The 25,284-nt window shown below is 34.0% G+C and carries 19 protein-coding genes; 14 read left to right on the top strand and 5 right to left on the bottom strand.

Features of this window, described 5'->3' with window-relative positions; translation table 11 throughout:
- The first annotated feature begins 270 nt into the window (after positions 1-270).
- Complete coding sequence (locus ACP6PM_RS08715) at positions 271-1,476, top strand: 4-hydroxy-3-methylbut-2-enyl diphosphate reductase (RefSeq protein ID WP_426583705.1); 1,206 nt, start codon at positions 271-273, stop codon at positions 1,474-1,476.
- A 268-nt stretch (positions 1,477-1,744) separates the two neighbouring features.
- Here the strand turns inward: ACP6PM_RS08715 and ACP6PM_RS08710 are convergent, their stop codons facing one another.
- From ACP6PM_RS08710 to ACP6PM_RS08695, 4 genes are all read right to left on the bottom strand, one after another.
- Complete coding sequence (locus ACP6PM_RS08710) at positions 1,745-2,020, bottom strand: hypothetical protein (protein WP_426583703.1); 276 nt, start codon at positions 2,018-2,020, stop codon at positions 1,745-1,747.
- A 223-nt stretch (positions 2,021-2,243) separates the two neighbouring features.
- On the bottom strand, positions 2,244-2,450 hold the full coding sequence (locus ACP6PM_RS08705) for a DUF433 domain-containing protein (RefSeq protein ID WP_426583701.1): 207 nt from the start codon (positions 2,448-2,450) through the stop codon (positions 2,244-2,246).
- 74 nt (positions 2,451-2,524) lie between these two features.
- Positions 2,525-2,869, bottom strand: a complete 345-nt coding sequence (locus ACP6PM_RS08700; protein WP_426583699.1) for a hypothetical protein — start codon at positions 2,867-2,869, stop codon at positions 2,525-2,527.
- Positions 2,870-3,768: 899 nt separating this feature from the next.
- Positions 3,769-4,554, bottom strand: coding sequence for an ABC transporter ATP-binding protein (locus ACP6PM_RS08695; RefSeq protein ID WP_426583697.1), 786 nt, complete (start codon positions 4,552-4,554; stop codon positions 3,769-3,771).
- Between the two features lie 937 nt (positions 4,555-5,491).
- Between ACP6PM_RS08695 and glyS the strand changes: the two genes are divergently transcribed.
- Positions 5,492-7,648 (top strand): glycine--tRNA ligase subunit beta, encoded by a 2,157-nt coding sequence (gene glyS, locus ACP6PM_RS08690; RefSeq protein ID WP_426583753.1) that lies wholly within the window; start codon positions 5,492-5,494, stop codon positions 7,646-7,648.
- 1,245 nt (positions 7,649-8,893) lie between these two features.
- On the opposite strand, the gene ACP6PM_RS08685 is transcribed toward glyS, so the two are convergent.
- A complete protein-coding gene (locus ACP6PM_RS08685; protein WP_426583695.1) occupies positions 8,894-9,232 on the bottom strand; it encodes a hypothetical protein in 339 nt (112 codons plus the stop codon).
- Positions 9,233-10,120: 888 nt separating this feature from the next.
- On the opposite strand from ACP6PM_RS08685, the gene murD reads away from it, so the two are divergent.
- From murD to ACP6PM_RS08625, 12 genes are all read left to right on the top strand, one after another.
- The gene (murD, locus tag ACP6PM_RS08680) at positions 10,121-11,479 is read left to right on the top strand and encodes a UDP-N-acetylmuramoyl-L-alanine--D-glutamate ligase (RefSeq protein ID WP_426583693.1); all 1,359 of its coding nucleotides are present in this window, start codon (positions 10,121-10,123) and stop codon (positions 11,477-11,479) included.
- Between the two features lie 345 nt (positions 11,480-11,824).
- Positions 11,825-12,373 carry a Uma2 family endonuclease gene (locus ACP6PM_RS08675; protein ID WP_426583692.1) on the top strand — a complete coding sequence of 183 codons (549 nt, stop codon included), beginning with the start codon at positions 11,825-11,827 and terminating at the stop codon, positions 12,371-12,373.
- A 27-nt stretch (positions 12,374-12,400) separates the two neighbouring features.
- A complete protein-coding gene (locus ACP6PM_RS08670) occupies positions 12,401-12,952 on the top strand; it encodes a Uma2 family endonuclease (protein WP_426583690.1) in 552 nt (183 codons plus the stop codon).
- A 187-nt stretch (positions 12,953-13,139) separates the two neighbouring features.
- Positions 13,140-13,652, top strand: a complete 513-nt coding sequence (locus tag ACP6PM_RS08665) for a type II toxin-antitoxin system VapC family toxin (RefSeq protein WP_426583688.1) — start codon at positions 13,140-13,142, stop codon at positions 13,650-13,652.
- A 166-nt stretch (positions 13,653-13,818) separates the two neighbouring features.
- The gene (locus ACP6PM_RS08660) at positions 13,819-15,060 is read left to right on the top strand and encodes an urease accessory protein UreH domain-containing protein (protein WP_426583686.1); all 1,242 of its coding nucleotides are present in this window, start codon (positions 13,819-13,821) and stop codon (positions 15,058-15,060) included.
- 857 nt (positions 15,061-15,917) lie between these two features.
- Entirely contained in the window at positions 15,918-16,391 is a 474-nt protein-coding gene (locus ACP6PM_RS08655) for a hypothetical protein (RefSeq protein WP_426583685.1), read from the top strand.
- Positions 16,392-16,721: 330 nt separating this feature from the next.
- Positions 16,722-17,465, top strand: a complete 744-nt coding sequence (locus ACP6PM_RS08650; protein WP_426583683.1) for a hypothetical protein — start codon at positions 16,722-16,724, stop codon at positions 17,463-17,465.
- A 583-nt stretch (positions 17,466-18,048) separates the two neighbouring features.
- Positions 18,049-18,852 (top strand): hypothetical protein, encoded by an 804-nt coding sequence (locus ACP6PM_RS08645; protein WP_426583681.1) that lies wholly within the window; start codon positions 18,049-18,051, stop codon positions 18,850-18,852.
- 275 nt (positions 18,853-19,127) lie between these two features.
- Entirely contained in the window at positions 19,128-20,027 is a 900-nt protein-coding gene (locus tag ACP6PM_RS08640; protein ID WP_426583679.1) for a hypothetical protein, read from the top strand.
- Between the two features lie 513 nt (positions 20,028-20,540).
- Positions 20,541-22,694, top strand: a complete 2,154-nt coding sequence (locus ACP6PM_RS08635) for a hypothetical protein (protein WP_426583678.1) — start codon at positions 20,541-20,543, stop codon at positions 22,692-22,694.
- A gap of 917 nt (positions 22,695-23,611) precedes the next feature.
- Positions 23,612-24,373, top strand: coding sequence for a Uma2 family endonuclease (locus tag ACP6PM_RS08630; protein ID WP_426583676.1), 762 nt, complete (start codon positions 23,612-23,614; stop codon positions 24,371-24,373).
- Between the two features lie 630 nt (positions 24,374-25,003).
- A partial coding sequence (locus tag ACP6PM_RS08625; protein ID WP_426583674.1) for an FG-GAP repeat domain-containing protein occupies positions 25,004-25,284 on the top strand: 281 nt, incomplete at its 3' end.

Below are 25,284 nucleotides of genomic sequence, written 5' to 3'. Positions count from 1 at the left end.
GCTAGACTTTTGTGGCTCTAATTATCGCAATAAATCAATATCTGGAATTTTGGCTATAGATGGGATGTAGAAAAAATACTATATATATATGGAGACTCAAAACTATAGCGCTACAGTATATCTAGGGTTTTCCCAGAAAATTGCCTGTAGATTTTCCGATCTATCTAAACTTTTATTGCCATATTATCATCAGTATAGACTTCTTGAATTTTCTGTTGAAAAACATTGTAAGATAAAACAAATTTCAGCAAAGTTTAATAATAAAACATCATGGATACAAAAGCTTTTACCAGAGCACTAAAAAAATCTGAGAATTATAACCGTAAAGGATTTGGTCATGCAGAAGAAGTCGCCACAGTTATGCAGTCTGTTTATCAAAGTAACCTAATCCAAAAAATTAGAGATAATAACTATACCCTACAAAAAGGTGAAGTAACCATCAAACTTGCAAAAGCTTTTGGTTTTTGTTGGGGTGTGGAAAGGTCAGTAGCAATGGCTTATGAAACTCGTCAACATTTCCCTAACCAACAAATTTGGATTACTTACGAACTAATTCATAATCCATCTGTGAATCAAGATATGAGGGATATGCAAATTAAATTTATCCCTGTAATTGATGGTAAAAAAGATTTCTCTGTAGCTGGTAATAATGATGTAGTAATCTTACCTGCTTTTGGTGCAAGTGTTCAAGAAATGCAGATTTTAAAGGAAAAAAATTGCCAAATTGTTGATACTACTTGCCCTTGGGTTTCTAAAGTTTGGAATAGTGTAGAAAAACATAAAAAGAAAAAGTTTACTTCTATTATTCATGGCAAATATAGTCATGCAGAAACTATTGCCACTAGCTCTTTTGCTGATAAATATTTGATAGTTTTGAATATGTCACAGGCAGAATATGTTTGTAATTATATTCTGAATGGTGGCAACCGTGATGAATTTCTAGCTAAGTTTAAGCGTGCGTATTCTGAAGGTTTTGACCCTGATTTGGATTTAGAACAAGTTGGTATTGCTAATCAAACAACTATGCTGAAAACTGAGACTGAAGAAATAGGAAAGTTGTTTGAAAAGACAATGATGAAAAAGTATGGACCGGATAAATTAAATGAGCATTATCAAAATTTTAATACTATATGTGATGCTACTCAGGAGCGACAAGATGCAATGGCAGGTTTATTTGATGAAAAGGTAGATTTAATGGTAGTAATAGGAGGTTTTAATTCTTCTAATACGACTCATTTACAGGAAATGGCTATAGAAAATAATATTCCTTCTTATCATATTGATGGTTCTAAAAGGATTTTATCTGGGAATAGAATTGAACATAAACCTTTAGGAAGTGAGGTAAAAATATCGGAGGGTTGGCTACCTGAAGGTGAGGTAGTTGTAGGTGTGACTTCTGGTGCTTCAACTCCAGATAAAGCTGTTGAAGATACTATTAATAAAATTTTGGAGATGAAGTTGGTTGCTGTGAATTGAATGTTGGTTTGTTTTAATTGAGAAAATTTAGGGGTGATATTTAACTGGATAGTTTCACCTCTATCACAAAATAATTAGGCATTGTTGAATTGAGCTATGAATGTAGAAGGAAAATAGATATACCAAAATTTAAGTAAGATAGTAAATTATAAATCTTCTTATATTTGTTTGTTCGCGTACAGAAGTTTATCTAACGACTAAGCTCGCTGACAAAAATAGATATTAGCGGACTTGCAGTGGGAGTGCAGCTCTTTTGTTGGCAGGTAAATTACAGATTATTTTTTAACCATAGGTACTTATTAGGAAGAAATATAATATAGATAATAACTAGAAAAACTTTCCAGCCTCTCAAGTTACTCCCACATTCAAAACCCACAATACTGCCATTATTTTTCAAACTAATAACATTGCTACGACACCAATCAATTTTAAGAAATAAGTCGTGATTTCCTTCTGGAATATCAAATTCTTTTTCTTCACCATTTTTAATATTACCTATTATGTTGCCGTCAAGGACAACCTTAATATACACGAAATAAATCAACCAACCCCGAATCTCGTTTTAGTTTGATTATTCTTTTCTCCTCCTAACTTAATAATATAATCTTGCAAAATCCCATATTTCTATATCTGTTTTGTTTGCCAGTCCATGAAACTGAACATGACTAGCATCTGGAAAAATGTCAGCTAAACGAGTAAACGAGAAACCAATTTCCGGCTCAAGTTTTGATCGAATAATAGTTTCAAACAAAACTCACCAAAGCAACTCAACGATAATTACGGTCAGCGGCAAATTCTAAACAAGCTTTAATATCTTCTTCTGTCAGTTCTGGAAAATCATCAATAATCTTAGTAATGGACATCCCGGATGCTAGCCAACCCAGAACGTCGTGAACTGTGATTCGCATTCGACGAATACAAGGCTTTCCTCCACGGTTATCTGATTCAATGGTAATGATGTTACGATCATTCATAATCAAATTTATCTATCCCAAACCTGGATGAACAAGTAGCTTCTCAAAATCAACCGTTACTACTTTTCGCCAAGTTAGGCTTTATTCCAATGGACCCCAAGAAGGATCTCTTTAGGTTCTCCTTTTGCTTTATATGTTACATAAAGTAAATATGGAAAACCAAACATACCTCCCATAAAAATACTAAAAAAACCAAATATAAAACTTTTAATAGTAAATCCTTCTCGCCAAGAAATCCAGGTTGCAAGCAAGAAAAGATGAATTAAAAAGTCGCTGTTAAACTGACTTCTCCAATCAAGATGAAGTATATCTCCAAAATATACAACAGGCCAATTGATGCCCTTTGTAGCTACTGGGTATATTGTTAATACATATATAATTACAGTAGAAATGACAAGAAAAAACCGTAGAAACTTCACTATAGCAATCCTATTTTATTTGTGTATAAAAATCTTACCGCTTTTAGGGAACAGGGAACAGGGAACAGGGAACAGGTGAAAGTTTCGGTTTTTTTATCTACTTTTTGATTACCCGCAACCTATGCACGGATTGCTATATAACTACTTGATTAGCTTAACAAGCAGAAAAACAAAAAATTTTTCCTTATTTTACCCCTTCTATATTCCCAGTTCAGCTATTCCCGAAAATCCAAAACATTGATTGTATAGTAATCTTATTTGATAAATCCTGAAGATACCTTATATCAATACTATAGAATTTATTTTATCCTCCTATTTAGCACTTAATTTTATCAGGAATATCTAGTTTTTTATAGCTGTTTTTGCTGTAGAAAGTTGGTTATTAATTAGGTCAAGGTTTCCACAACAATCCAATCAAAATTAAACTCCTAAAGTAATCTTTCAATAATGCTGCTTATAGTATTGAAGGCAGTAATTATTTTTCATATTTTTTTAATACCCCTAGCGGAAATAAGGAGTTATACTTAGTAGGTGTTTACAAAGCACTTACAGACTATCAGGTTGCATCACAATTATCCCAGACCAGAAAATTTCTGGTATTTCTGGGATGCCAATTAAGAGTTTAGTTACGAAGAAATAGGTGGCTATTTTGGTAAATTTGCCTAGAACTTAGATAAATTTTATCCTAAATACGCCTATATCATTAGTAACTAAACTTGAACAATCTATTAATACTAATTTAACTTCTTTTCCAGGGTGTTATCGAGGAACAAACTTTACAATTAAATGAAAAAATATTAGGAGTAGACAAGTAAAAACAAAGGAAAATAAAAAAATATATTCCCTGGTGAATACCTGGAAAGTTCTGGAAATTGAAAATCTAAATATTTCACAAAAAATTATAGGAAATTATCAGATAGCTGTTTATTTTCTTGTATAACTCCATCTTCAAGATAAACTACTCTATCGGCAGAACTAACGATTCTAGGATCGTGAGTTACCATTAGTACAGTGCAACCACCTTCTTTGGCTAGACGACGCAGTAACTCAATAACTGTATGGCCACTATGAGAGTCTAAGGCTGCTGTTGGTTCATCGGCCATAACTATCCTAGGGTTTCCAGACAGGGCACGAGCGATCGCTACTCTCTGTTTTTGGCCACCGGATAAATCCCGTGGATGTAGTTTTGCTTGAGGAGCTAACCCTACCTGTTCCAAAAGCACCTGAGCTTCATGTTTTGCTGCCTTACCTTTAATACCCTTCATATTCAGAGCTACTTCTATATTTTCTGCTGCTGTTAATGCTGGGAACAAGTTAAATCCCTGAAAGATAAAGCCGATATTCTGAAGTCTAAATTTGGCCAATTGATGTCTAGACATTTTGGTGATTTCTTGTCCCAAGAGACACACTCTGCCAGATGTTGGTGTTAATAATCCTGCTAAGATTGACAGCAAGGTAGTTTTACCAGAACCAGACGGTCCCATCAAAAGTTGGACATCACCCTTCTGTACTGTCAAGTCAATATTCTTGAGTACCTGGTAAGACTGTTGTCCAGTTTGGTATGTCATTGTCACCCCACAAGACGTGATTGCTGCTGTTCTTAAGCTAGCAACATCTCTAGGATTACAAAGATTTAGGTTTTTTGTTTTAGTGGCAGCAGCCATGTACATATTGAAAGTAGTCATAGGTGCGACTTTTGGTAAGCTAGAGTGTTTGGGGGACATGACGAATATACCTCTGATAGATAGTTCACTTATGCGAAGCTTTCTATAGTTTTTTTGAGTTGCCCAGGTTTTTGAGTTTAACTTAAATTGAATCTCTCTCAAAAAATTGAATTTAATATGAGGGGTTAATTTAAGTTTAATGGCCTTTGACCTGAAGATAAACTGAGGTAATTTAGTTACATTGTATTTTAGCGTACTAAGTTTTAAGGTAATTGAGAACACTTAGAACTTAGATTAATTTTGACTAGCCTTTATCTGAGATTTTACTAAGAAAGGGCTTAAGAGTAGTTGAGAGTTATCCTGAACTTACTCAATATGTTTTTCTTCATTTTTCCCATTGGAATTTTAAAATTTTGAGCATTTAATCTCAAAAAACGTGAAGAAAATATAATTTTTTCTGTAGTCAGAATCATCATGAAAAATTTTAATTAGATAATTGATAATGAAAATTTTCCTGTTTTAATGGTACTACTTAACAAGATTAATGTGAGGTATTTTAGTTGTCAAAGCCACAAATGAGTAGACTCCAGTATTTCAATTTGTTTGGGCGCCAAGTGTGAGACTCAGTTTCCTACCTACAAGATTTTTTAGGTATTTTCCTGGTTACTTGATAAATACTTTCCTTCTTGGAAGGAGAAATAAGTAAGTATTTATGACTGTATCTATCTAAGATAACATACTAATTAACTTATAGTTAATAACAAATTATAGTATCAAAAATAGCAGATATTAATCTCTGCTAGTGTTTAAATTTTATCCAATGTTTTTCTAAAAAAAAGAATATTTTTATTGAAAATTGTCAAACATATTCAAAAGGTAGATGAGAGGACTTGCAATTTACTTTCTGCTAAACTATTGTAATTAGTCGAGAATATTCAAATATCTCAATATTTTTATGATGGTGACATTTTTATTAGAAATTGGTACAGAAGAATTACCTGCAACTTTTGTTTCTGAAGCCATACAACAGTGGCAAGAACTTATCCCCACAACCCTCACAGAAGCATACTTGACAAATGATGCAGTTAATGTATATGCGACACCTAGACGTTTAGCAGTGGTTATTGATGGTTTACCAATTAAACAACCAGACCGAGAAGAAGAAATTAAAGGACCTCCGGCAAAGGCAGCTTTTAAAGATCGTAAACCGACTAAAGCAGCAGAAGGTTTTGCTAAAAAACAAGGAGTCGAACTTAATGACCTAGAAATACGTCCTACCGAAAAAGGTGATTTTGTTTTCGTCAATAAAAAAATTCAGGGTCAACAAACAACAGCAATTTTGACAGAATTAATCCCAGAATGGATTAATAAATTAGAAGGTAAAAGATTTATGCGTTGGGCGGATGGAGATATTAAATTTCCCCGCCCGATCCGATGGTTAGTAGTATTATTAGATGATGAAATATTGCCGATAAATTTAGAGAATGGTTCGGATAAAATTACAAGCGATCGCTTCTCTTACGGTCATAGAGTTTTACATCCTAAACCAATAGAAATTTCTCAAGCTAAAGATTATGTAGAAGAGTTGAGAAAAGCCTACATTGAAGTAGACGTTCGACAAAGAAAAAGCCTAATTGAACAACAAATACAAGGAGCAGCTAAAGAAGTTAAAGGAAAAGCAGAAATTCCCGAAGAATTATTAGCAGAAGTCACAAATTTAGTAGAATGGCCGACAGCTGTAGTTGGAAAGTTTGACGAAGAATTTTTAATTTTACCTGCGGAAGTCACAACAATAGTAATGGTGACACATCAACGTTATTTTCCTGTTTTAAAATCTCCAAAAACTGCGAAAGAAATAGAGTTGTTGCCATATTTTATTACTATTTCTAATGGCGACCCAGAAAAATCAGAAATTATTGCTACAGGAAATGAAAGAGTAATTAAAGCGAGATTAGCAGACGGACAATTTTTTTATAAAGCAGATTTAGCTAAACCATTAGAAAGTTATTTGCCTGAATTAGAAAAAGTTACATTCCAAGCTAAGTTAGGCTCAATGGGAGAAAAAGTTAAACGTATTGTTAATATAGCTAAATTAATTGCCGAACAGTTACAACTCAGTAAAGCAGAATGCAAAAATATAGAAAGAGCAGCTCTTCTTTGTAAAGCTGATTTAGTAACTCAAATGGTTTATGAATTTCCTGAATTACAGGGAGTAATGGGAGAAAAATATGCTCGTGCCTGTGGAGAAACTGAAGCAGTGGCGACTGCAATTTTTGAACATTATTTGCCTAGAGGTGCAGGAGATATTTTACCCGAAACTATTAGCGGTCAAGTTGTAAGTTTGGCAGATAAACTTGATACTTTGGTAAGTATTTTTGGATTAGGAATGTTACCGACAGGTTCTGGCGACCCCTTTGCTTTACGTCGGGCGGCAAATGCGGTAGTTAATATTACTTGGTCCGCTAATTTACCATTTAATTTACATCAATTATTAGAACAGATTGCTAGAGATTTTGTCAAAACTTATTCCGAAACAAACTCAGAGTTATTACCACAGTTATATGATTTTTTCTTGCAGCGAATTAGAACCATTTTGCAAGAGGAAAAAAATATTGATTATGATCTGGTAAATGCGGTTTTGGGAGATAATGATTCTGAATATAAGGAAAGGGGATTAAAAGATTTATTAGATGTGCGTAATCGGGCAGTTTTCTTACAAAATATTCGGCAAAATGGTATGCTTGAGAAAATCTATGAAACTGTCAACCGTTCAACTCGTTTAGCTGCTCAAGGTGAGTTAGATAAAATTCAACTTAAACCTGTAGAAATTGTAGATTCAAAACTGTTTAAAAGTGAATCGGAATTAGCTTTTTATAATGCTTTGGTTGAGTTAGTACCTCAAACAGAAATATCTCAAAAAACCAGAAATTATCAACAGTTAGTAGATGCTTTGGCAAAAATAGCTCCTACAGTCAGTAATTTTTTTGATGGCCCTGAAAGTGTATTAGTAATGGACCCCGATCCGAAAATTAAACAAAATCGGTTGAATTTATTGGGTCTACTCCGCAATAATGCCAGGGTGTTGGCAGATTTTGGCCAAATAGTGAAAAGTTAAATTCTAGCAGGCAACAGGTAACAGTGGGAAAAATATTTCCTTTATTGATGGTTTTAGGGAGTAGGGGAGTAGGAGAGTAGGGGAACAAGCAAAAAATATTTACCCCGTCAGTTGTACAACATTAATCTGGAATCTGCTTGGAATCTGCTGTAAATTTAGTTGTGATGCTAAAGAATGAAGAGATTTTTAGTAAAGGAAATATAGAAAAGGGGACAGGAAACAACTTGACTAGGGAATGTTCAGCAATTAATAATTAATAATTAATAATTACCTCTCCTTGAAAACGGATAGGATTGACTCCAAGGAAAATTTTTTCTTCTCAAGGGGAGATTGGATATGGCGAGGAAACCTCGCCATCCCATCCTAGGTCATGCTGCCTCTTGCCTCCTTTCCTGCGGAATGCTTTGAAACGGAGGAGCTGCGCTTTTCATGTCGCGCAGCGAAACAGAGGAGCTGCCTCTTGCACAGGAGCTTCGCAAACGCAAACGCAAACGCAAACGACCGCTTGTTTCTCCTTTAAAGGAGAGGCTTTAAACCTTAATTATTCGGTAAGAAGAGGTAACTATTAGACATCTCCAAAAATTATCAAGCACTTACTGTAACTATCTTTTAGGGAGCGATGTAGCTGCCGCACTTGCTCCCTCCGCCAACGCCAGCTCCTCGAGATAGTCATTTTTTACGGGCTTTATAGTATTACAGATAGTTATTGTTAATTATTCACCATTTTCATCTAGTTTTTCATTACTTTTTTCCAGAGCATTAATATTATTTATAATAATATTAATGCTCCTATTATTAATCTTACCAAACCACATATTGTTAAAATTACTTTTTCATAATTACTATCTTTTAATATGAATCTTTATCCTGCCGCTCTAAATATTTTTATCAGTCTTATTACATGTTATACAAATCTTCTTTTTTGAGCTTTTTTTTGATTCTCTTTATTGACTTATTCTGACATTTTCTGGTTTCTTTTTTTTGTTTTGCCTGTCAACTTTTTCCCCACCTTGATACCCTTTATATCCTTGAAATATTTGTTCTCTATCCAACTTTTTTTGTGGTTTTTTGAAGAACTTTATCTCACTTTCTGAACCTCTTTCTCCTACTATTACATCTACTATTTCTTCTCCCTTCTCTGTGATTACTATTTGATTTTTAAACTTATGACTTTTTTGCTTTCCTGACTAATATTTTTTCTGTTTTTCATCATTTTTAGGCGTTTATCTATCCTGCTCTGTACTATCAACTCTTAATTCTATTTCTGTCAAAGCCTATGCATATCCATAAATATTCGTTTTCTTTTCCCGAGAATTCCTCTAGTAAACTAGATGGTAATAATTCCCTCAAAATATCTATCCAAAGCGCGAAAAATATTATTTGCTGTTGACTCACTAACTCACTTAGATTGCTCCTAGTAGTTGAAATGTTGGTACATGATGCAAATAATATAAAGTCAAAATTATCTCTTCTGCCTTGCTTAAAGACTTTTTTCTTCCTCCTCCTGCCTTGATTAATCTTTTTTCTTGGCTGGCGTTCGCTGGAGCGATGCGGAGCATTATCGCCTGTCTTTTTTTTATTCAACTTTTTGAGGATTTTTTATTAATTTTATTAGTTGTTCATCTGTAATACCAATCATTTTTTTTGTTTCTTTTGGATGGTTATAAATATATTCTAATACATTATTCATTTGGAAACAGGGTATATATAATTGACGACTACAATTTTACCCTGATTTTTATTTTGGAGAGGTCTATTTGCCTACTTTAAGTGTAAAGGTTTGGTTAGCAAATCACTAGCCTTTGATATAAATGCTGGGATTTTATAGCAGTTTTCATTAACATAAAATACAGATATTTTGACTTAAAAACACTTACGCTGAAGCCAGAGGGTAGAAGTTTTATAGTCAACATGAATTAAAGCCTGTATCATACCATTTTTATGTTAAGTTGCACAGAATTATGAAATTCATTAACCTTTCTGTCTGTATATACAGTCAACTTTTATTCAAACTTTATTCCATGCAACTTCATATTAATTTGTATGATACCTTGTCATATTCAAACCTTAATATAGGGTTTATCACCCTTTGTGAGGTACAGTTATCTTTTTCTTTCTATTCCCTATTTTCTATTCTTTATTTTCCTCTGTAGCTGTTGCCTAAAACAAACGAATGCGCATACCTAACTCCTGATGATAACTGTTATAAATACAGCATCAAATCCCTTTTCAAGGGAGAGACTTTCAACCAATTTTTTTTGGTAAATATTTTTTAATCAGATATTATTTTCATAAAAAATACCAGCAACTACAACTATGTTTTATTTACTTTAGTTATTTAATGAGCATCAACTATAAAACTACTTTTATAGAAACCGTATAAATCCTAAGTCCTACGGAAGTATCCTAGCCCACTCTGCTGTAAAATTAAAATAATTAGACTAGGAATTCCTTCTTCTACAAAAATTTACTATGTCAAAAGCTCATATTATTGGTTTAGGAAAATCAGGTGTTGCTGCTGCGCGACTGCTGAAAAAAAATGGTTGGGAAGTTGAATTGAGCGATCGCAATACTTCCGACTCCCTGCAGCAACAAAAACAGCAGTTAACTCAAGAGGGTATTGCTGTTAAGTTGGATTATTCATTTGAACCAGAAACCTCTTTAGATTTAGTCGTTGTTAGTCCTGGTGTCCCCTGGGATGTACCTGCATTGCAACGGTCTAGAGAAACTGGAATTGAAACAATAGGGGAAATGGAATTAGCGTGGCGATATCTCAAGTCTTGCTCCTGGGTAGGTATTACCGGTACCAATGGCAAAACTACTACCACTGCTTTAACTGCTGCGATTTTTAAGACTGCCGGATTGTATGCTCCTGCCTGTGGTAATATCGGATATGCTGCTTGTGAATTAGCTTTATCAGAAACTCCCCCAGATTGGGTAATTGCAGAAGTTAGCAGTTATCAAATTGAGTCTTCCAATACTTTAAGTCCACAAATTGCAGTATGGACTACTTTTACTCCCGACCATCTCAGTCGTCACTACAGTCTAGAAAATTATTTTAACATTAAAGCTGGTTTATTAAATCGCTCTCAAATACAAATTCTCAATGGTGACGACTACTACCTGCGTCAAAATGCAACTAACCTTTGGCATAATACTTACTGGACAAGTACTCAGGGAAAAGCTAATTTGGTGGGAGATGTAGCTAAAGGAATTTATATTGAAGATGAATGGGTAGTAGCGTTGGGGGAAAGAATAATTCCTGTGGAGTCTCTACAAATGTTGGGAAATCATAATCAGCAGAATTTATTGATGGCAGTTGCAGTGGCGAAATTGGCAGGAATAGAAAAAGAGGCGATCGCTGAGGGGGTGAAAAATTTTTCTGGTGTACCCCACCGTTTGGAATATATTTGCAGTTGGAATGGGGTAAATTTTATTAATGATAGTAAAGCTACAAATTATGATGCTGCAGCAGTTGGTTTAAGAGCTGTACCAGCACCTGTATTATTAATTGCTGGTGGTAAAGCTAAAGAAGGTAACGATCATGATTGGTTGCGACAAATTAAGGAAAAAGTTGTTTTTGTTTTGTTAATTGGTGATGCTGCGGAGTTTTTAGCTAAGAGATTACAAAAGATTAATTTTCGTCATTATGAAATAGTAGAAAATATGGAAAGAGCGGTGATTAGAGGTGCAGCATTATCAAAAAAATATGATGCTAAAGTTGTGTTACTTTCTCCCGCTTGTGCGAGTTTTGACCAGTATCAAAATTTTGAACAAAGAGGAGACAATTTTCGGCAGTTATCTTTAGCATTGAATCAGAAAAAAAGGTAGATTTAGGTGTTAGATAGTAGGTGTTAAGTATGAGGTTTTAGCTATTAGATTAAGTTGGTTAAATTAATGAAAAAAAATTTCATCTATCTTTTGAGTAACTCTCCTAAATACTTGGTCAGAAATAAAGTTAATTTTAAATTAGGACGAGTTAGAGATCGGGAGTCATAATTCAGAATGGTTTGGAAGAATTTACTTCCTACAGTTATTTTAAGTTTAATTTTTTTTAGCTACTTAACTATTTCCTCTTGCCGAAGATTATCTAACAGAAGATTATCTAACAATTTAAGTTATAGGGCTTGATTTCTATATTATTGAAATAAACACAAAAAAAGGTTGATGATAATTATGTCAAGTTTAACAGTTAAAGATTTAGAAAAGTTGCAAATAGAGTACCCAGATTATCAGATGGAATTAGTAGGTGGAGAGATTATTGTTATGAGTCCTTCTGGTTTAGAATCAGATGAAATAGTAGCATCAATAGTAGCTTATTTATGGAATTGGGTAAGACCAAGAAAGTTAGGTAGAGTGATTGCTTCTAGTGGAGGTTTTGGTTTACCAAATGCAGATGGAGACATTCGTGCTCCAGATGCTTCGTTTATTCGTGCAGAAAAATTACCCCGCTCCACGGAAGATTATGCAGAGTTAGTTCCCGACTTAATTTTTGAAGTCAAATCTAAGAGTGATAAATTACCAAAATTACGTCAAAAAATACAAGAATTTATAGAGTTAGGAATTGTTGTCGGGGTATTAGTAGATCCTCGGAGTCGCACAATGGAAGTTTATCATTATCAGCAAGAGAAAATTGTGCTGAAAGATGGGGATGTTTTAGAAGTAGAAGAAATATTACCAGGATGGAAATTACCTGTAGTTGAAGTGTGGAAACCAGAATTTTAATAAGAATTAAAAAAAGGAAATATTGTTATGCCAAATTTAACAGTTAAAGATTTAGAAAAGTTGCAAATAGAGTACCCAGATTATCAAATGGAATTAGTAGGTGGAGAGATTATTGTTATGAGTCCTTCTGGTTTAGAATCAGATGAAATAGTAGCATCAATAGTAGCTTATTTATGGAATTGGGTAAGACCAAGAAAGTTAGGTAGAGTGATTGCTTCTAGTGGAGGTTTTGGTTTACCAAATGCAGATGGAGACATTCGTGCTCCAGATGCTTCGTTTATTCGTGCAGAAAAATTACCCCGCTCCACGGAAGATTATGCAGAGTTAGTTCCCGACTTAATTTTTGAAGTCAAATCTAAGAGTGATAAATTACCAAAATTACGTCAAAAAATACAAGAATTTATAGAGTTAGGAATTGTTGTCGGGGTATTAGTAGATCCTCGGAGTCGCACAATGGAAGTTTATCGTTACCAACAAGAAAAAATTGTGCTCAGAGATGGAGATTTTTTAGAAGTAGAAGAAATCTTACCAGGGTGGAAATTATCTCTAGTTGAAGTATGGGCACTAGAGTTTGAGTAGGAATTTAGATGAGGTACACTGAAAAAATTGGCGCTGGTAAATGATTGTATAATTTTTAGTAGTCAGTAGTCAGTAGTCAGTAGTTAAAACAGCTTTTTTCCTTACTATCAATCTTACTCCGATGGGAATTTAGTCCCTTATTTCACCAATGCCGAAAAATTAAACAACAGATTATAGAAAAAGTTTAATGGAAGGAAAACAACTATCTTTATTTCCTAATTTTGAGTATCAAAGGGATAAAAATTATCAGAAAAAAGCTAAACTAGGTCGCTATGAAAAAATCCAATATGAATTAAACCATAACAACAATGATACATATAAAAAAATCATTGAAATTGAAGAACAACCATTATGGAAAAAGGAATGGGCAAATATTGCTAAACCATTATTCACCTGTGAAGCAGTTATTAGTGAAGCTTGTTTTATTTTGAAAGATGTCTATAGTGGTAAGGATGCAGTAATAGGTTTAGTCACTAGCAGTTATTTTGAAGTTCCTTTTCATTTCAGGGATGAAGTAATCATTGTTCGGGGGTTAATGAAAAAATACGAATCTGTTCCTATGTCTTTTGCAGATGCTTGTTTAGTCAGAATGAATGAGTTAATATTAGGCAGTAGTTTGTTAACTTTAGATAGTTATTTTTGCATTTATCGGAAAAATAAAACGGAAATAATTGATGTAATTATTCCCGATAAATTATAAATTTAGCAATTAACAGTCAGCTATTAGCTATCAGCTATCAGCTTTTCAATTTTTTTTGACTGCCTAAATTTCGGATTAGTTACTATATTTTATAAAAATGAAAACTGCCATATCTTAACTTATAACTTTCCTTTCCTTTTGCTTTAATATTATCTCTAAAAAAAACGTGCTACTAGAACTATTATTATTAACAACTTTAGGATTTTTCGGCAGTTTCGGTCACTGCGTTGGAATGTGTGGTCCCCTGACTGCAAGTTTCTCTCTTTCCACAAAATCTCCAATTTCCTCTAACAAATGGCATCAATTTCAATTTCATACCTTACTTAACTTTGGTCGTCTCTGTAGCTACACCCTGACAGGTGCAGGTATTGGGGCGCTAGGTTCCGTATTAGTGGCAAGCGGTCATTTAGCAGGTATTGACAGCGACCTGCGACGGTGGTTAGCAATAATTACAGGTTTAATGCTGATCTGGTTTGGTCTGGCAAAAGTACAACCCCAACTATTACCAAAGTTACCAATATTTCATCCTTTGAAAAAAAGCAACCTGCATAACCGCTTAAGTGCAGTTATGGTAAACCTTTCTATGGAAAACAAATGGTGGACTCCTGCCTTACTAGGATTAGTTTGGGGTTTGATGCCATGCGGTTTTCTGTATGCTGCTCAAATAAAAGCAGCAGAAACAAGCAATATTTGGTTAGGTGGAGCGAGTATGTTAGCTTTTGGTTTAGGAACATTACCTTCAATGTTAGGGGTGGGAATGTTGACATCTTTTTTGAGCGCAGATAAACGCAGTCAACTATTTCAGATGGCGGGTTGGGTAAGTATCTTCGTTGGCATTATGGTGGTCATGCGGAATGGTGATATGGTTGACTACACTGGTCATGGTGCAATATTTTGTTTGATTTTAGCTTTGGTGGCGCGTCCTTTAAGTCGATTTTGGAGTCAACCTCTACGTTATCGTCGTGCTTTAGGTGTGGGAGCGTTTGTGTTGTCAATGGCGCATACAGGGCGAATGTTAGACCATAGTTTAAATTGGAATATCCAGGCAGTCTTGTTTATGTTGCCTCAACATCAGTTAGCAATATGGACTGGTTTTGTCAGTCTGGGATTAATGTTACCCTTAGCATTAACTAGTTTTGATGGAGCAGTGAAATATTTCGGTCAGTGGTGGCGAAGGTTACATTTATTGAGCGTGCCAGCATTTGTATTATCTGGAGTTCATGCAGTAGCAATGGGTTCCAACTATCTCGGTTCCTTGGAATGGAGTCTGGAAAATCAGTTGCGAACTATTGTTTTGGGGGTGGTAATATTAGTTGTATTAGTTGTGCGATCTCGTCGTTTTTGGTCTTTATTTTCTTTACAACAATATTATACGCCTCCACTGGAAGAAGTTAAAATTCAAAAGTAATACCGTTTCACGGAATTCATATCATGTCCGCTTGAATAGTTTATTTTGGTGAAAGGAAGGCAGAAGGCAGAAGTTTTTTTGCCCATTTTGACCTTAATTTTATACACAAACGATCCTACCGGACATGATATCAAAAGTCAAAAGTCAAAAGTAAGATTTTATGGACTCATAACTTTGACGCTACAGTAATTTCAGGAAATTATTTCACCATATAAAGTTTGAAACTATTTAGGGTTTGCTGAAAAAGTCTTTTAGTAGGGGTAGGAGACAGGAGACAGGAGACAGGAGTTAGGGGAATTATAGAGGGGTAGGAGTAAGAATTGTAAGAGTGATTTTTCTGCTCAACTATGTATGCGCCTAAAATCCTAAATTTTTGAACTATTGCCACCTAAAACCTCGCACTTTTTGATACTTAAAAAGCCTGAAACCTTTATCTGTAAATGCTTTGATATTTATTCAGCAAGCCCTATTTATGACATCTTTAAAGTGATATTAAATCCAGTAGTATCGGTATAAAAAAGCAGAGAAACCGGGTTTGTATCAAATTCCCTACAATACTAACATTAACCTCCCACAAACCCGATTTCTTATAACACTTCCATTGCAAGCGGATTTGATATGAATTGGTATTAGAAGTAAAAAATGCAAGGTTGGTAATTGATATAATAATCAATCTGTAGGGTTCTACCAATTCTTAAAAACTTTGCTATACTTGAAAGTTATATTTCTCAATACTTTTTATTGACCAAGAAATAAGGTCTCAAACCTCCAATTTCAAGAGGATAAAAGAGGAAATTTCGGATTTTATTGCCTCCGGGTGAACCAGAGGTACTGATAACTGATAACTGATAACTGAAATGATTAGTCTCAAAATTTTGTTGTTAACTTTGGCGTTTTCTATTGGTGCAAAAGCAGAAATAATTAATCATAAACTGCAAAATAAATTAATTCCTACTCAAGCTCATAATGTAGAAGTTTCTCAAGACGTAGCTTGTACTTTTCATATTACACCTAATCATAATCCTAAAGTCGGTAAATCTTCTTTAGCTTGGTTTGCTCTGACTCGTAAAGGTGGTAAAAGTCTTCCTTTTAGTGAATGTGATTGTCAGTTAAATGTTTATGTTGAACCCCGTAATCCTGACAGTAAACCGATAATGAATCCACCATTAAAAGGGATTGATACTGAACAATATCAAGATATACCAGGAGCAGAAATTATGTTTCCTAAAGCAGGTATTTATGATTTAGAAATTATTGGGAGCGCCAAAGATGGAACAAGTTTTAAACCTTTTAAATTTAATTATTCTGTGACTGTTACTGGTGGGTCATAAAAATAAATAGATATAAATAAGTTGAAAAAGCCAAAAATAAATTAACAGATGCAGTCATACAGCGGAATATTATCGAATTAATAGAGACCATAATTGCCATTGCCGATAAATTACTATAAAAAATCCAGGAGGAAATTGCAGGCATCTTTAAAAGTAGCCTATACAGATTTATCATGCCAAAACTACCATAATTGAGACATTATATCTGACCAAAAAATAAAGTCTCAACCCTCCCCTTTCAAGGGTATAAAAAAAGGAAATTTCGGATTTTATTGCCTCTGACTTCAGCCGGAGGTATTGATAACTGATAACTAATAATTGATAACTGAAATGGGAGTAGTTTATATAGGCGATCGCGCCGTGGGAAAAACTCATTTAGCATTAGCATTGGCAAACCCCCAAGAAAATTATGTTCGGGTCGATTTAGTCAATCAAAATTATCAAAATCTCCAGAGAAATTTGCTTAATTTAGATGGTACGACTAAACCTACTCAAACTATTGAAAAGCGTTCTTTAAATGTGGAGGTTAGGTTGCCTATTGGTATTAGTAAAATTCCTGTAGATTGGATAGATTCTCCTGGGGAATTATTTCGTAAGTCCTGGCAGTCTGAACATATTAATGAATGGCAATACTTTAAAGAAATAGTGGGTAAAAGTGAAGGAATTTTTTTAATTGTTCCTCCCTATAGAGAAATTTTACAGTCTCATATTGACCCAGAAAATTATATTACTCGGCAACAATGGTGTAATAGATTTAATCGTTGGGCTGAGTTTTTTATTTATGATTGTTCTCAAGCACGACAGATTGTAATTTGTTTGAATAAAGCTGATTTAATTAATTGTCAAATTGAGCAGGAAATTTCCAAGTTAAATTATTTGCCTCATGGCTCTCCTATGAATTGGCTGCAACGTCATAATTATGTTGTTAATAGTTATTTTCAACCAGTAAAATCTGAGTTAGAAAAAATAAATCAAAGTCGTTCTGGTTTGTCTGTGCGATGTTTTATTACCAGTATTTATCATCGTAGTTTATTAGAATTACCTTGGATATATTTGGCGAGTTATTTAGTCTGAAAGAAGGGAATAGGGAGTAGGGAGTAGGGAGTAGAGAGTAGAATAGGGAACAAGCAAAAAATATTTACCCCGTCAGTTGTACCACATTAATCACCGAATATACTGTGAATAATAAGGAATAGGAAAATAGTAGGAACTTTCTATGAAAAGTTTCATCCCTAAAAGAAGATTTTATTTATAACTGATTGTTTGAAGATGATATACAGCAGATGCCAAGTATATTAAGTACAAACATTAATAATAAAACCTTTGTAGTGCGGCAATCTTGCTCACTACTCAGAAGGATTTAAGTTTTATTCCATATTCCCTATATACAGCTGTACCTCACTGAGATGAAATCTGGTATAAGAAGTCAAAAGTAAATTTGAAATAATCTTATACCATTTCTTTATAACAATGCGCTTAATAATTGTTGCTCAGACCTTATTTCACTGACTATTCTCATATTTATATTAAGTGTAACTTCATGGATAAATGGTATTAGAAAGATTTAAGTTTTATATTCCCTATTCCTTATTCCCTATTATCTACTCCCTATATTATAGTTTAAATACCTAAAAACTCAGAGATTTAATCAAAAAAAATGGGGAATATTTGTATTATTGGACCTACTGGCGCGGGCAAAACAACTTATTTGGCAGGATTAGCTTATTGGCCGGAAAAAACTAATCCAAATTTTCAAATTACAGCTATTACTAATGATGCTAAAAATTTAGCTGATAAAGCTGAAACTATTATCCTGAATGGTGCTTCTTTGGAACCTACTATTATTGATGGAATTAGGATTAAAAGTTTCTACGATTTACCTTTGTATTCTTTTTACATAGAAATCAAACGTTGGTGGCAACGAAAACCAGAAGAAATCAACCTGATAGTCCGAGATTATCCAGGGGAAATTTTTAATGAATTACAAGGTGGAATTTCTAATCCTTTGCATCAAGAATTTCTCGATGAATGTCTGATTAAAGATAATCTTGGTTGTCTAATTTTACTTCATAGATGGGAGCCAGGAACTGATATATTTTATAGTAACGTAATGGAAAGATTTATTGACTTAATGGATGAAAGCGATCGGACTCAAGATTTACGTCTAGCTATAGCAATGAGTAAATGTGAAAGAGGAGAAATATGGCCTGGTCGTCTTAACCCAGAATTAGATATATTTAAAGTTCATTTACCCAGAACAACAAATATTTTAAAAAGGCGTATTCCTCAACAAAATTTACGGTTTTATGCTATATCTACTTTTGGTGTTTTACATCGAAATGACCCCCGCCCAAATCGTACAGATGAATTAGGCAGTCCCCACTCTATTTTACGGGAACCTTTGAAATGGAAACCTCATGGGATTGTTTCTCCTTTGTATTGGTTAAGTAAGGGTTGGTAATTATAAAGTTAAAAGTCAAAATTCAAAAGTCAAAATTCAAAAGTCAGAGCAACCTTAAGATAAATTATTTCTGTTGAAATACAACGCTTTATTTTTCGTAGTTTGTGTCTCAAAATATATTTTTTTGCTGCCTTTATCAGAATCTAGTTACTCACAACTATTTTTTTGTATAGTAACTGTAGCAAAAATTAAGAGAGCTAAAAATCGGCAAAGCTAAGACAGGCAATCTTTTTTTCTTAGCCGATCGCTGACTGTTATAAAAGGATACAGAAAGAATGTTGAAATCTATATTGAAGCCGAGAATTAATCGGAATTTAAAAGCAGAAAATTACTCTGGAGTTTTACGAGTAATAGGCGATCGCGCTGCTGGAAAAACGACTTATATGGCTGCTTTAGCTAGATGGCCGAATGCCAATTTTTCTAGTCCGGTTGAGTTAGTTACTCCAGCAAATAAAGATGGAGAATATTTAATTAAGCAGGCACAAAATTTGATAGAGCAAGGGTTACAAATTGAACAAACTCGTTTGGCTAATGATGTGCTAGAAATTAAGGATTATAGTTTGAGGATTGTCCTGAAAAAAACAGATAATTTCAGTTTTTCAAATACTGTTTTAAACCTAGATATTAGCTGCAAAGATTATTCTGGAGAATTTTTCAGTGATGTACTTCAGGAAACAGATTGTCAATTACTCCGAGACTACTTAAATGACTGTTTTCCAGCTACAGGAATAATGTTAATGATTGATGGTACAACTCATCGGAAAGATTTAGAATATGCCAGAGGAGTTGATAAACTTTTAGTAGCATTAGCAGGGCGGGATATTTTGGGTCAAAAACGACGAATTGCTTTAGTATTAACTAAGTGTGAATTGGCAGATTTATGGGGAAATAGACACAGACCAAAATTTTTAGCAGAAGCACGGTTTCCTATTATTTTTAAAAGGTTAGAATCTTGGCAAGATTTGGGAATGGGAAATGTGGAATATTTTACAACTTCTGCTTTTGGTGTGACTGGAAATAAATATTTTAAACCAAATTCTCAGCAAATTTATCGCGGTCGTGGTGGGGTAGCATCTGTATTGGAAGACTCGAAAAGATGGCGACCTTTTGGTTTAGTTTCTCCCATATATTGGATTTGTACTGGTCAGCGGAATTTAGAATTAGATAAAGATTAATATTGCTTCGTGAAAGAAAAGCCAAAAGTAAAAAGTGAAAAGTTGGGCAATATTTTAGATACATCTAGTTATTCAGTATGTAAGCATTCAAATATTAGCAGTCAGCTTTTTCTAGATAATAATGCACGAATAGCATTTTAATTAATGAGGAAGATTGACTAATTTGCTTTGATAGTAACTTTTAATTTTTGCTCAATTTTTCAATTATACTTCCTCTTTCAAAGATAATAAATTAATAGCTGAGTGCTAAGAGCTGACGGCTGAATGCTTACCTCAGTATTTACAGCACTTTGCACAGATAGTGAGGTAAAGTTAATTAACTTTTTTTCCTGTTTCCCGTTCCCTAGAGGTACAAATTTTTCTTCCTCATCAACTCTAAAATTGCTGTAATATGTGTTAGATAAAAATTTCTTTCGCAAAGGTTTGTTTCAAGGGTTTAGCGGAGGGGTTTGGTATATAAACCCCTACGAATTATTTTTATTTATCGGTATTTAAGTGAATTGGTATTAGGAAATGGAAAATATTGAAATTCACGAATTCAGCACAGGTATAATTCCCGAAATATTACCTGATGGTAAATGGATTTCCAGAGGATTTAAAGTAGGGGAATATATGAATTTAACCTTGCCTCATGTTCCCCATTATGTAGGAAGAGCAATTGCTAATAAAGGTTTTGAAGTAAGCAAAGACCGTAATAGTCAAGAACCTACTTTTGTTGGGCGAGTTGTGTTGAGTATGAGTAATGAAGAACCAGATTATTCAGTGGTTTCTGTAGTAACTTCCGGGCAAGATGAATATGGGCGCTCGACTTCTTTTTATCGTTATTTTTTCTGTGCTGGAAAAGATAATATTTGGCAAATACTAGATTGGATAAATACTCAGCAGCAACAGGGAATTAACCCGATATTTAATCCATCTGAAACTAAAGAGATTGGAAAACCAAACCAACATCAAGTTACCAGGAAACCAGAAATAAATTTACCTATAGATTGGCAAAATTGGCTGAATACTAAAACTTTGCCTGTAATAATTCCTAGTGAATTATCTGACTTACAAATTATTAATAAAATAGCTGAATTTAAAGCAAATGATCAGCCTATATCATGGGTTTATAATGTGGAAGCTGTTGAACGACCAGAACAATTTATAGTTATTCATCCGGCTAATGCGGAAGTAGCAGCAAGTCTGACAGAAATACAGACAAAAATCATGGAAAATTCCCGCACGAATATCTCAAAAAATATAGATGAAGCTGCTATAGAAACGGCAATTAAAGGATTAATTAGTGGTTCTCAAATTAAGGAGGAATGGATAGAAAATTTAATTTTAAAATTACAGACTGGTCAAGTTACGACAGAATATTTAAACAACTTATTTGATAATTTGGGAGCGAGTAATGCTGTTCAACAAGGAAGTGCTAATGCTCAGATGGTGAGGTTATTAACTTTAAGGGCAATTTTTATTCCAGAAACTTTACCAGAATATCTGCATTGGTTAAATATTAATGGGGATAGAAAGAAAGAAGATGAAAAGCAAAAAATATCTCTCAAATTACAATCACAACTGAGAAATTATCAAAATTTATTAGAACCATTAATTTTAGTAGGAGCAGATCGCGCCTTCTATCAAATATTACGAAAAAAAATATCTGTTACTGCCTTCTGTTGGCTATTAAAAAGTCAAGGCAGTTTATGGTCAACATATTCCCAGAAAATTCAACAACAAGTTCGCCACGATCTAGAATATTTAGGAAATAGTTTATTAAACAAAAATCTTGGTCAAGAAACTGATAAATTAGTCTACGGAAATGCTATCTGGAAAAAATTAATTTCTTTCTTGAAGTCTCGTCGTTATCCCTGCAATTATTATCAACCTTTTGCCGATTTATTTTCTCAACTACCTGATTATGAGTTAGCAGCTTATTTTCACCAAGTTAGTAATGGAAAAGTACCAAAAGAAATTTTCACCACAGCGTTTCCGAAATTAAAGTCTACTTATGAAACAATTATTTTTGGGTTAACTGTTCAGAAGAAATTAACTGTTTATGACCGGATAACTATATTAATTAGAAAGTATGGACGACCAGTAGCAGTAACTGTTATAGTTATGCTTTCTCATGGTTTATGTTTTGCTTTGGGATACCAGTTAGGTAAGTTTAATAGTGAAAATATTGCTAAAAAGGAAACTCTAGAATATCCGCTTACTTCAGAAGAAATATTAACTGATGTAGAAACAACTACTGTGAGTGAAATTTCGACAGAAAAAATGGAAAAAGCACTAGAAAAATTTCCCACTACTAGCAGCGTAATTCAAGAAATTGTCCGGGAACTAGAGAAAGAAATATTAGCTCAAAATTCTACAATAGTTACAGCAGAAGAGGCAGGTTTAGAGATTATTCAAGCAATTAATAAAATTCTAGAGAATGATGTAAAACTTCAGTATGCTGAGGTGATAGAAGATGAGTTTCTGGGCGATTCAATTAAATATATGGAAGCTAAAAAACAATGGATAACAGCCATTTATTCCTATCAGAGAAATTTTTTTAGTGATGGTTTTGGCTATATAGAACCGAATAAAAAAACGGCAGATAAATTAAAGTGCGATGTGGCGGATTTGTTGGCAATTAATTTACAAAAACCACCTCAACGTTGTGACGAAAAATCATAATTATAGCAATTATAGTAATTCCCAAAAAGATTGAGGTACAGGCATTCGTAATTTTTAGGGAGTAGGTAGGGACGTTGCATGAAACGTCCCTACGAAGTAGAGAGTAGTAATATCATGTCCGCTAGTATCATTTGTGTAAAAGTTAGGGTGAATATCTACAGGAAATTTAAGTTTTTTCCGACTTTTAAACCTTCTCTCTTAGATAACTAAAGCCTTCTTCCTTACTCTTACCTTACAATACCGATGCTACCGGACTTGATATAATTCTGGTTTGGTGAAAATAGAAAAGAAGAAAAACAACTGTACCTCAGTAACTTGAGAAACACTATAGCTATCAGCAGTCATTCGTCAGTTTTTTGTAGTCTTATACCATTTATCAGACATTAATTCTTTGGCGTTAAAACTACTTTATACTTTAGTATTTTTCCTGAAATTCCTAATACCTCAAAACTCCTAAATAAAACCTTTTTCAGGATATATAGCAAAATTTTTGAGTTTTGTCTTACCATACTTTTAAGGAAACTGCTACATAAGCATTCAGCTATTATATCAATTTGATAAATGTTGGCTACAAATAGTTAGGGGATTTTTTAGGAGTCAGGAGTTATAATGAATAGCTTCGATGCCATTTCTTAGTTCATAAATTATCTTATTAGTCAAATGTACATCTCATATAAAGTATTTTTATCGCCCTTATTATTCGTAACATTCTTTTTTCAAATTTGTATGATACCAGAATTAAATTTTAGCTTAAGAATTACAAGGGTTTAAGATTAATGCTCTGAGACGTCTAATGAGTTAATAACTCATAGCTTATAGCTGATAGCTAAATGCTTAGACTGCTATAATAATTTCCAAGGTAATACCAAGAAAATTATTCTATGAAACCTGCCTAAATCTTTAACTTTCAAATTAATATGAATCCAATAACTAAATCAACAGAAAAATCCTCTGATTTATCACCAACTTCTGATTTGCCAAAAAGCTTACCAGATCATACTCAACTTCCCGACAAGGATAATAACTTTGTGAAAAATTTTCAAGAACCCCCAGAAGGAGACTTATTAACTGATTCTATTACTCCTATTTTGCAACAAATTCATCCCGATCGCCAATACTGTGTCGGTCGAGATAGTGGCATTTATTGGCGCTTAACTGAATCGCCAGAACCACTAGAAAAAGGTTCTGTTGCCCCTGATTGGTTTTATGTGCCAAATGTACCACAAAAATTAGATGGTCAATTGCGTCGTTCCTATGTTTTATGGAAGGAATTTGTTGCCCCTTTAATTGTCTTGGAATTTGTTTCTGGAGATGGATTAGAAGAAAGAGACAAAACATGGGGGAAAGGTAAATTTTGGGTTTACGAACAAGCAATTCGGGTACCTTTTTATGGCATATATGAACTTCAAAAGGGGACTGTAGAAGTATATAATTTGGTGAATGGTTACTATCAACAAATGATACCAAATGAACGTAATCATTATCCCATAGAACCTTTAGGCATAGAATTAGGTATTTGGGAAGGCGAATATCAGAGTCAAGTATGGCCTTGGTTACGTTGGTGGGATGCTCAAGGAAATCTTTTGTTGACAGGAGATGAACGTGCAGAACGAGAAAGTCAACGCGCAGATCGCTTGGCGGAGCAATTAAAAGCTTTAGGTGTGGAACCAGAGTTGTAGATACTGGAATGGTGTTTCGCTACTTTAATCTGAAAAGAGCGATTCGCCTAACCCATTACTAACCGAAAACCAATACCGTTGACATGGTAGGTTGGCCTATTCCTAACAGGATTTATCAACTGGTTCCGTTCTAATGAACTTACCCAAACTTACCCAAAATGCGATTTTGAGTTTTGGAGTCTAGCTTCCTGCTTCTATGAGAATCACTGACCGCAGTCTGTAACCTTCTTCTCTCCACAGACCTTGAAAAAGGTATTGTAGTATGCTTGTGGTGAGGAATGTGGGTTAAAGGTTAAATTTTATTAATTAAGAAAGAAAATAACTGTTGAATATATAAAAAATATATAAAATCATAGTTGAGAGAGGTCTATAGTTGTGTGAGGCGAAAAACAAGTATGACAAACCTCCTAATATCATTCTCGGGGTTGCACAAGGCAAATAGAGATAATTTACCATGTATAAATACCTAGCAATTCCAGGATTTTCGTAATACTTTTTATGTTACAAAGTGACGTGCGGAATGTGGGTTATAAAAAACTTTCTTATCCATCTTCAGGATTAGTCTGATTATAACTATTCAACCGAACATGATATAATCGATAAATTTATTTAATTGTATGAGGTGAGAAAATGTATGAGAATACAGTTGACTTCAACGGTGATAATCGAACTGATGTTGGTCTGATACGACAAGATCGGGGTTGGGGTACACTGCCTGTAGCTTTTTCAGATACTGATGGCAGCTTTACAGTTACCAATGAGCCAATTGGTAATTTTGCTACTTTTGCCACAAGTTCTGGTGTTGAGGTGTTAACGGGTGACTTCAACGGTGATAATCGAACTGATGTTGGTCTTTTACGACAAGATCGGGGTTGGGGTACACTGCCTGTAGCTTTTTCAGATACTGATGG

It is taken from the genome of Dapis brunnea BLCC-M229, from assembly GCF_050015995.1.
Taxonomy (GTDB): Bacteria; Cyanobacteriota; Cyanobacteriia; order Cyanobacteriales; family Microcoleaceae; genus Trichodesmium.
Note: the sequence above shows the minus strand (reverse complement) of the source record. Positions and strands in the feature narration are given on the sequence as shown.

What these genes read in the sequence shown, in the direction of transcription:
- ACP6PM_RS08715 (WP_426583705.1), top strand. Translation starts at nt 271, where the DNA reads ATGGATACAAAAGCTTTTACCAGAGCACTAAAAAAATCTGAGAATTAT.
- ACP6PM_RS08705 (WP_426583701.1), bottom strand. Translation starts at nt 2,450, where the DNA reads ATGAATGATCGTAACATCATTACCATTGAATCAGATAACCGTGGAGGA.
- ACP6PM_RS08695 (WP_426583697.1), bottom strand. Translation starts at nt 4,554, where the DNA reads ATGACTACTTTCAATATGTACATGGCTGCTGCCACTAAAACAAAAAAC.
- glyS (WP_426583753.1), top strand. Translation starts at nt 5,492, where the DNA reads ATGGTGACATTTTTATTAGAAATTGGTACAGAAGAATTACCTGCAACT.
- murD (WP_426583693.1), top strand. Translation starts at nt 10,121, where the DNA reads ATGTCAAAAGCTCATATTATTGGTTTAGGAAAATCAGGTGTTGCTGCT.
- ACP6PM_RS08675 (WP_426583692.1), top strand. Translation starts at nt 11,825, where the DNA reads ATGTCAAGTTTAACAGTTAAAGATTTAGAAAAGTTGCAAATAGAGTAC.
- ACP6PM_RS08670 (WP_426583690.1), top strand. Translation starts at nt 12,401, where the DNA reads ATGCCAAATTTAACAGTTAAAGATTTAGAAAAGTTGCAAATAGAGTAC.
- ACP6PM_RS08665 (WP_426583688.1), top strand. Translation starts at nt 13,140, where the DNA reads ATGGAAGGAAAACAACTATCTTTATTTCCTAATTTTGAGTATCAAAGG.
- ACP6PM_RS08655 (WP_426583685.1), top strand. Translation starts at nt 15,918, where the DNA reads ATGATTAGTCTCAAAATTTTGTTGTTAACTTTGGCGTTTTCTATTGGT.
- ACP6PM_RS08650 (WP_426583683.1), top strand. Translation starts at nt 16,722, where the DNA reads ATGGGAGTAGTTTATATAGGCGATCGCGCCGTGGGAAAAACTCATTTA.
- ACP6PM_RS08645 (WP_426583681.1), top strand. Translation starts at nt 18,049, where the DNA reads ATGGGGAATATTTGTATTATTGGACCTACTGGCGCGGGCAAAACAACT.
- ACP6PM_RS08640 (WP_426583679.1), top strand. Translation starts at nt 19,128, where the DNA reads ATGTTGAAATCTATATTGAAGCCGAGAATTAATCGGAATTTAAAAGCA.
- ACP6PM_RS08635 (WP_426583678.1), top strand. Translation starts at nt 20,541, where the DNA reads ATGGAAAATATTGAAATTCACGAATTCAGCACAGGTATAATTCCCGAA.
- ACP6PM_RS08630 (WP_426583676.1), top strand. Translation starts at nt 23,612, where the DNA reads ATGAATCCAATAACTAAATCAACAGAAAAATCCTCTGATTTATCACCA.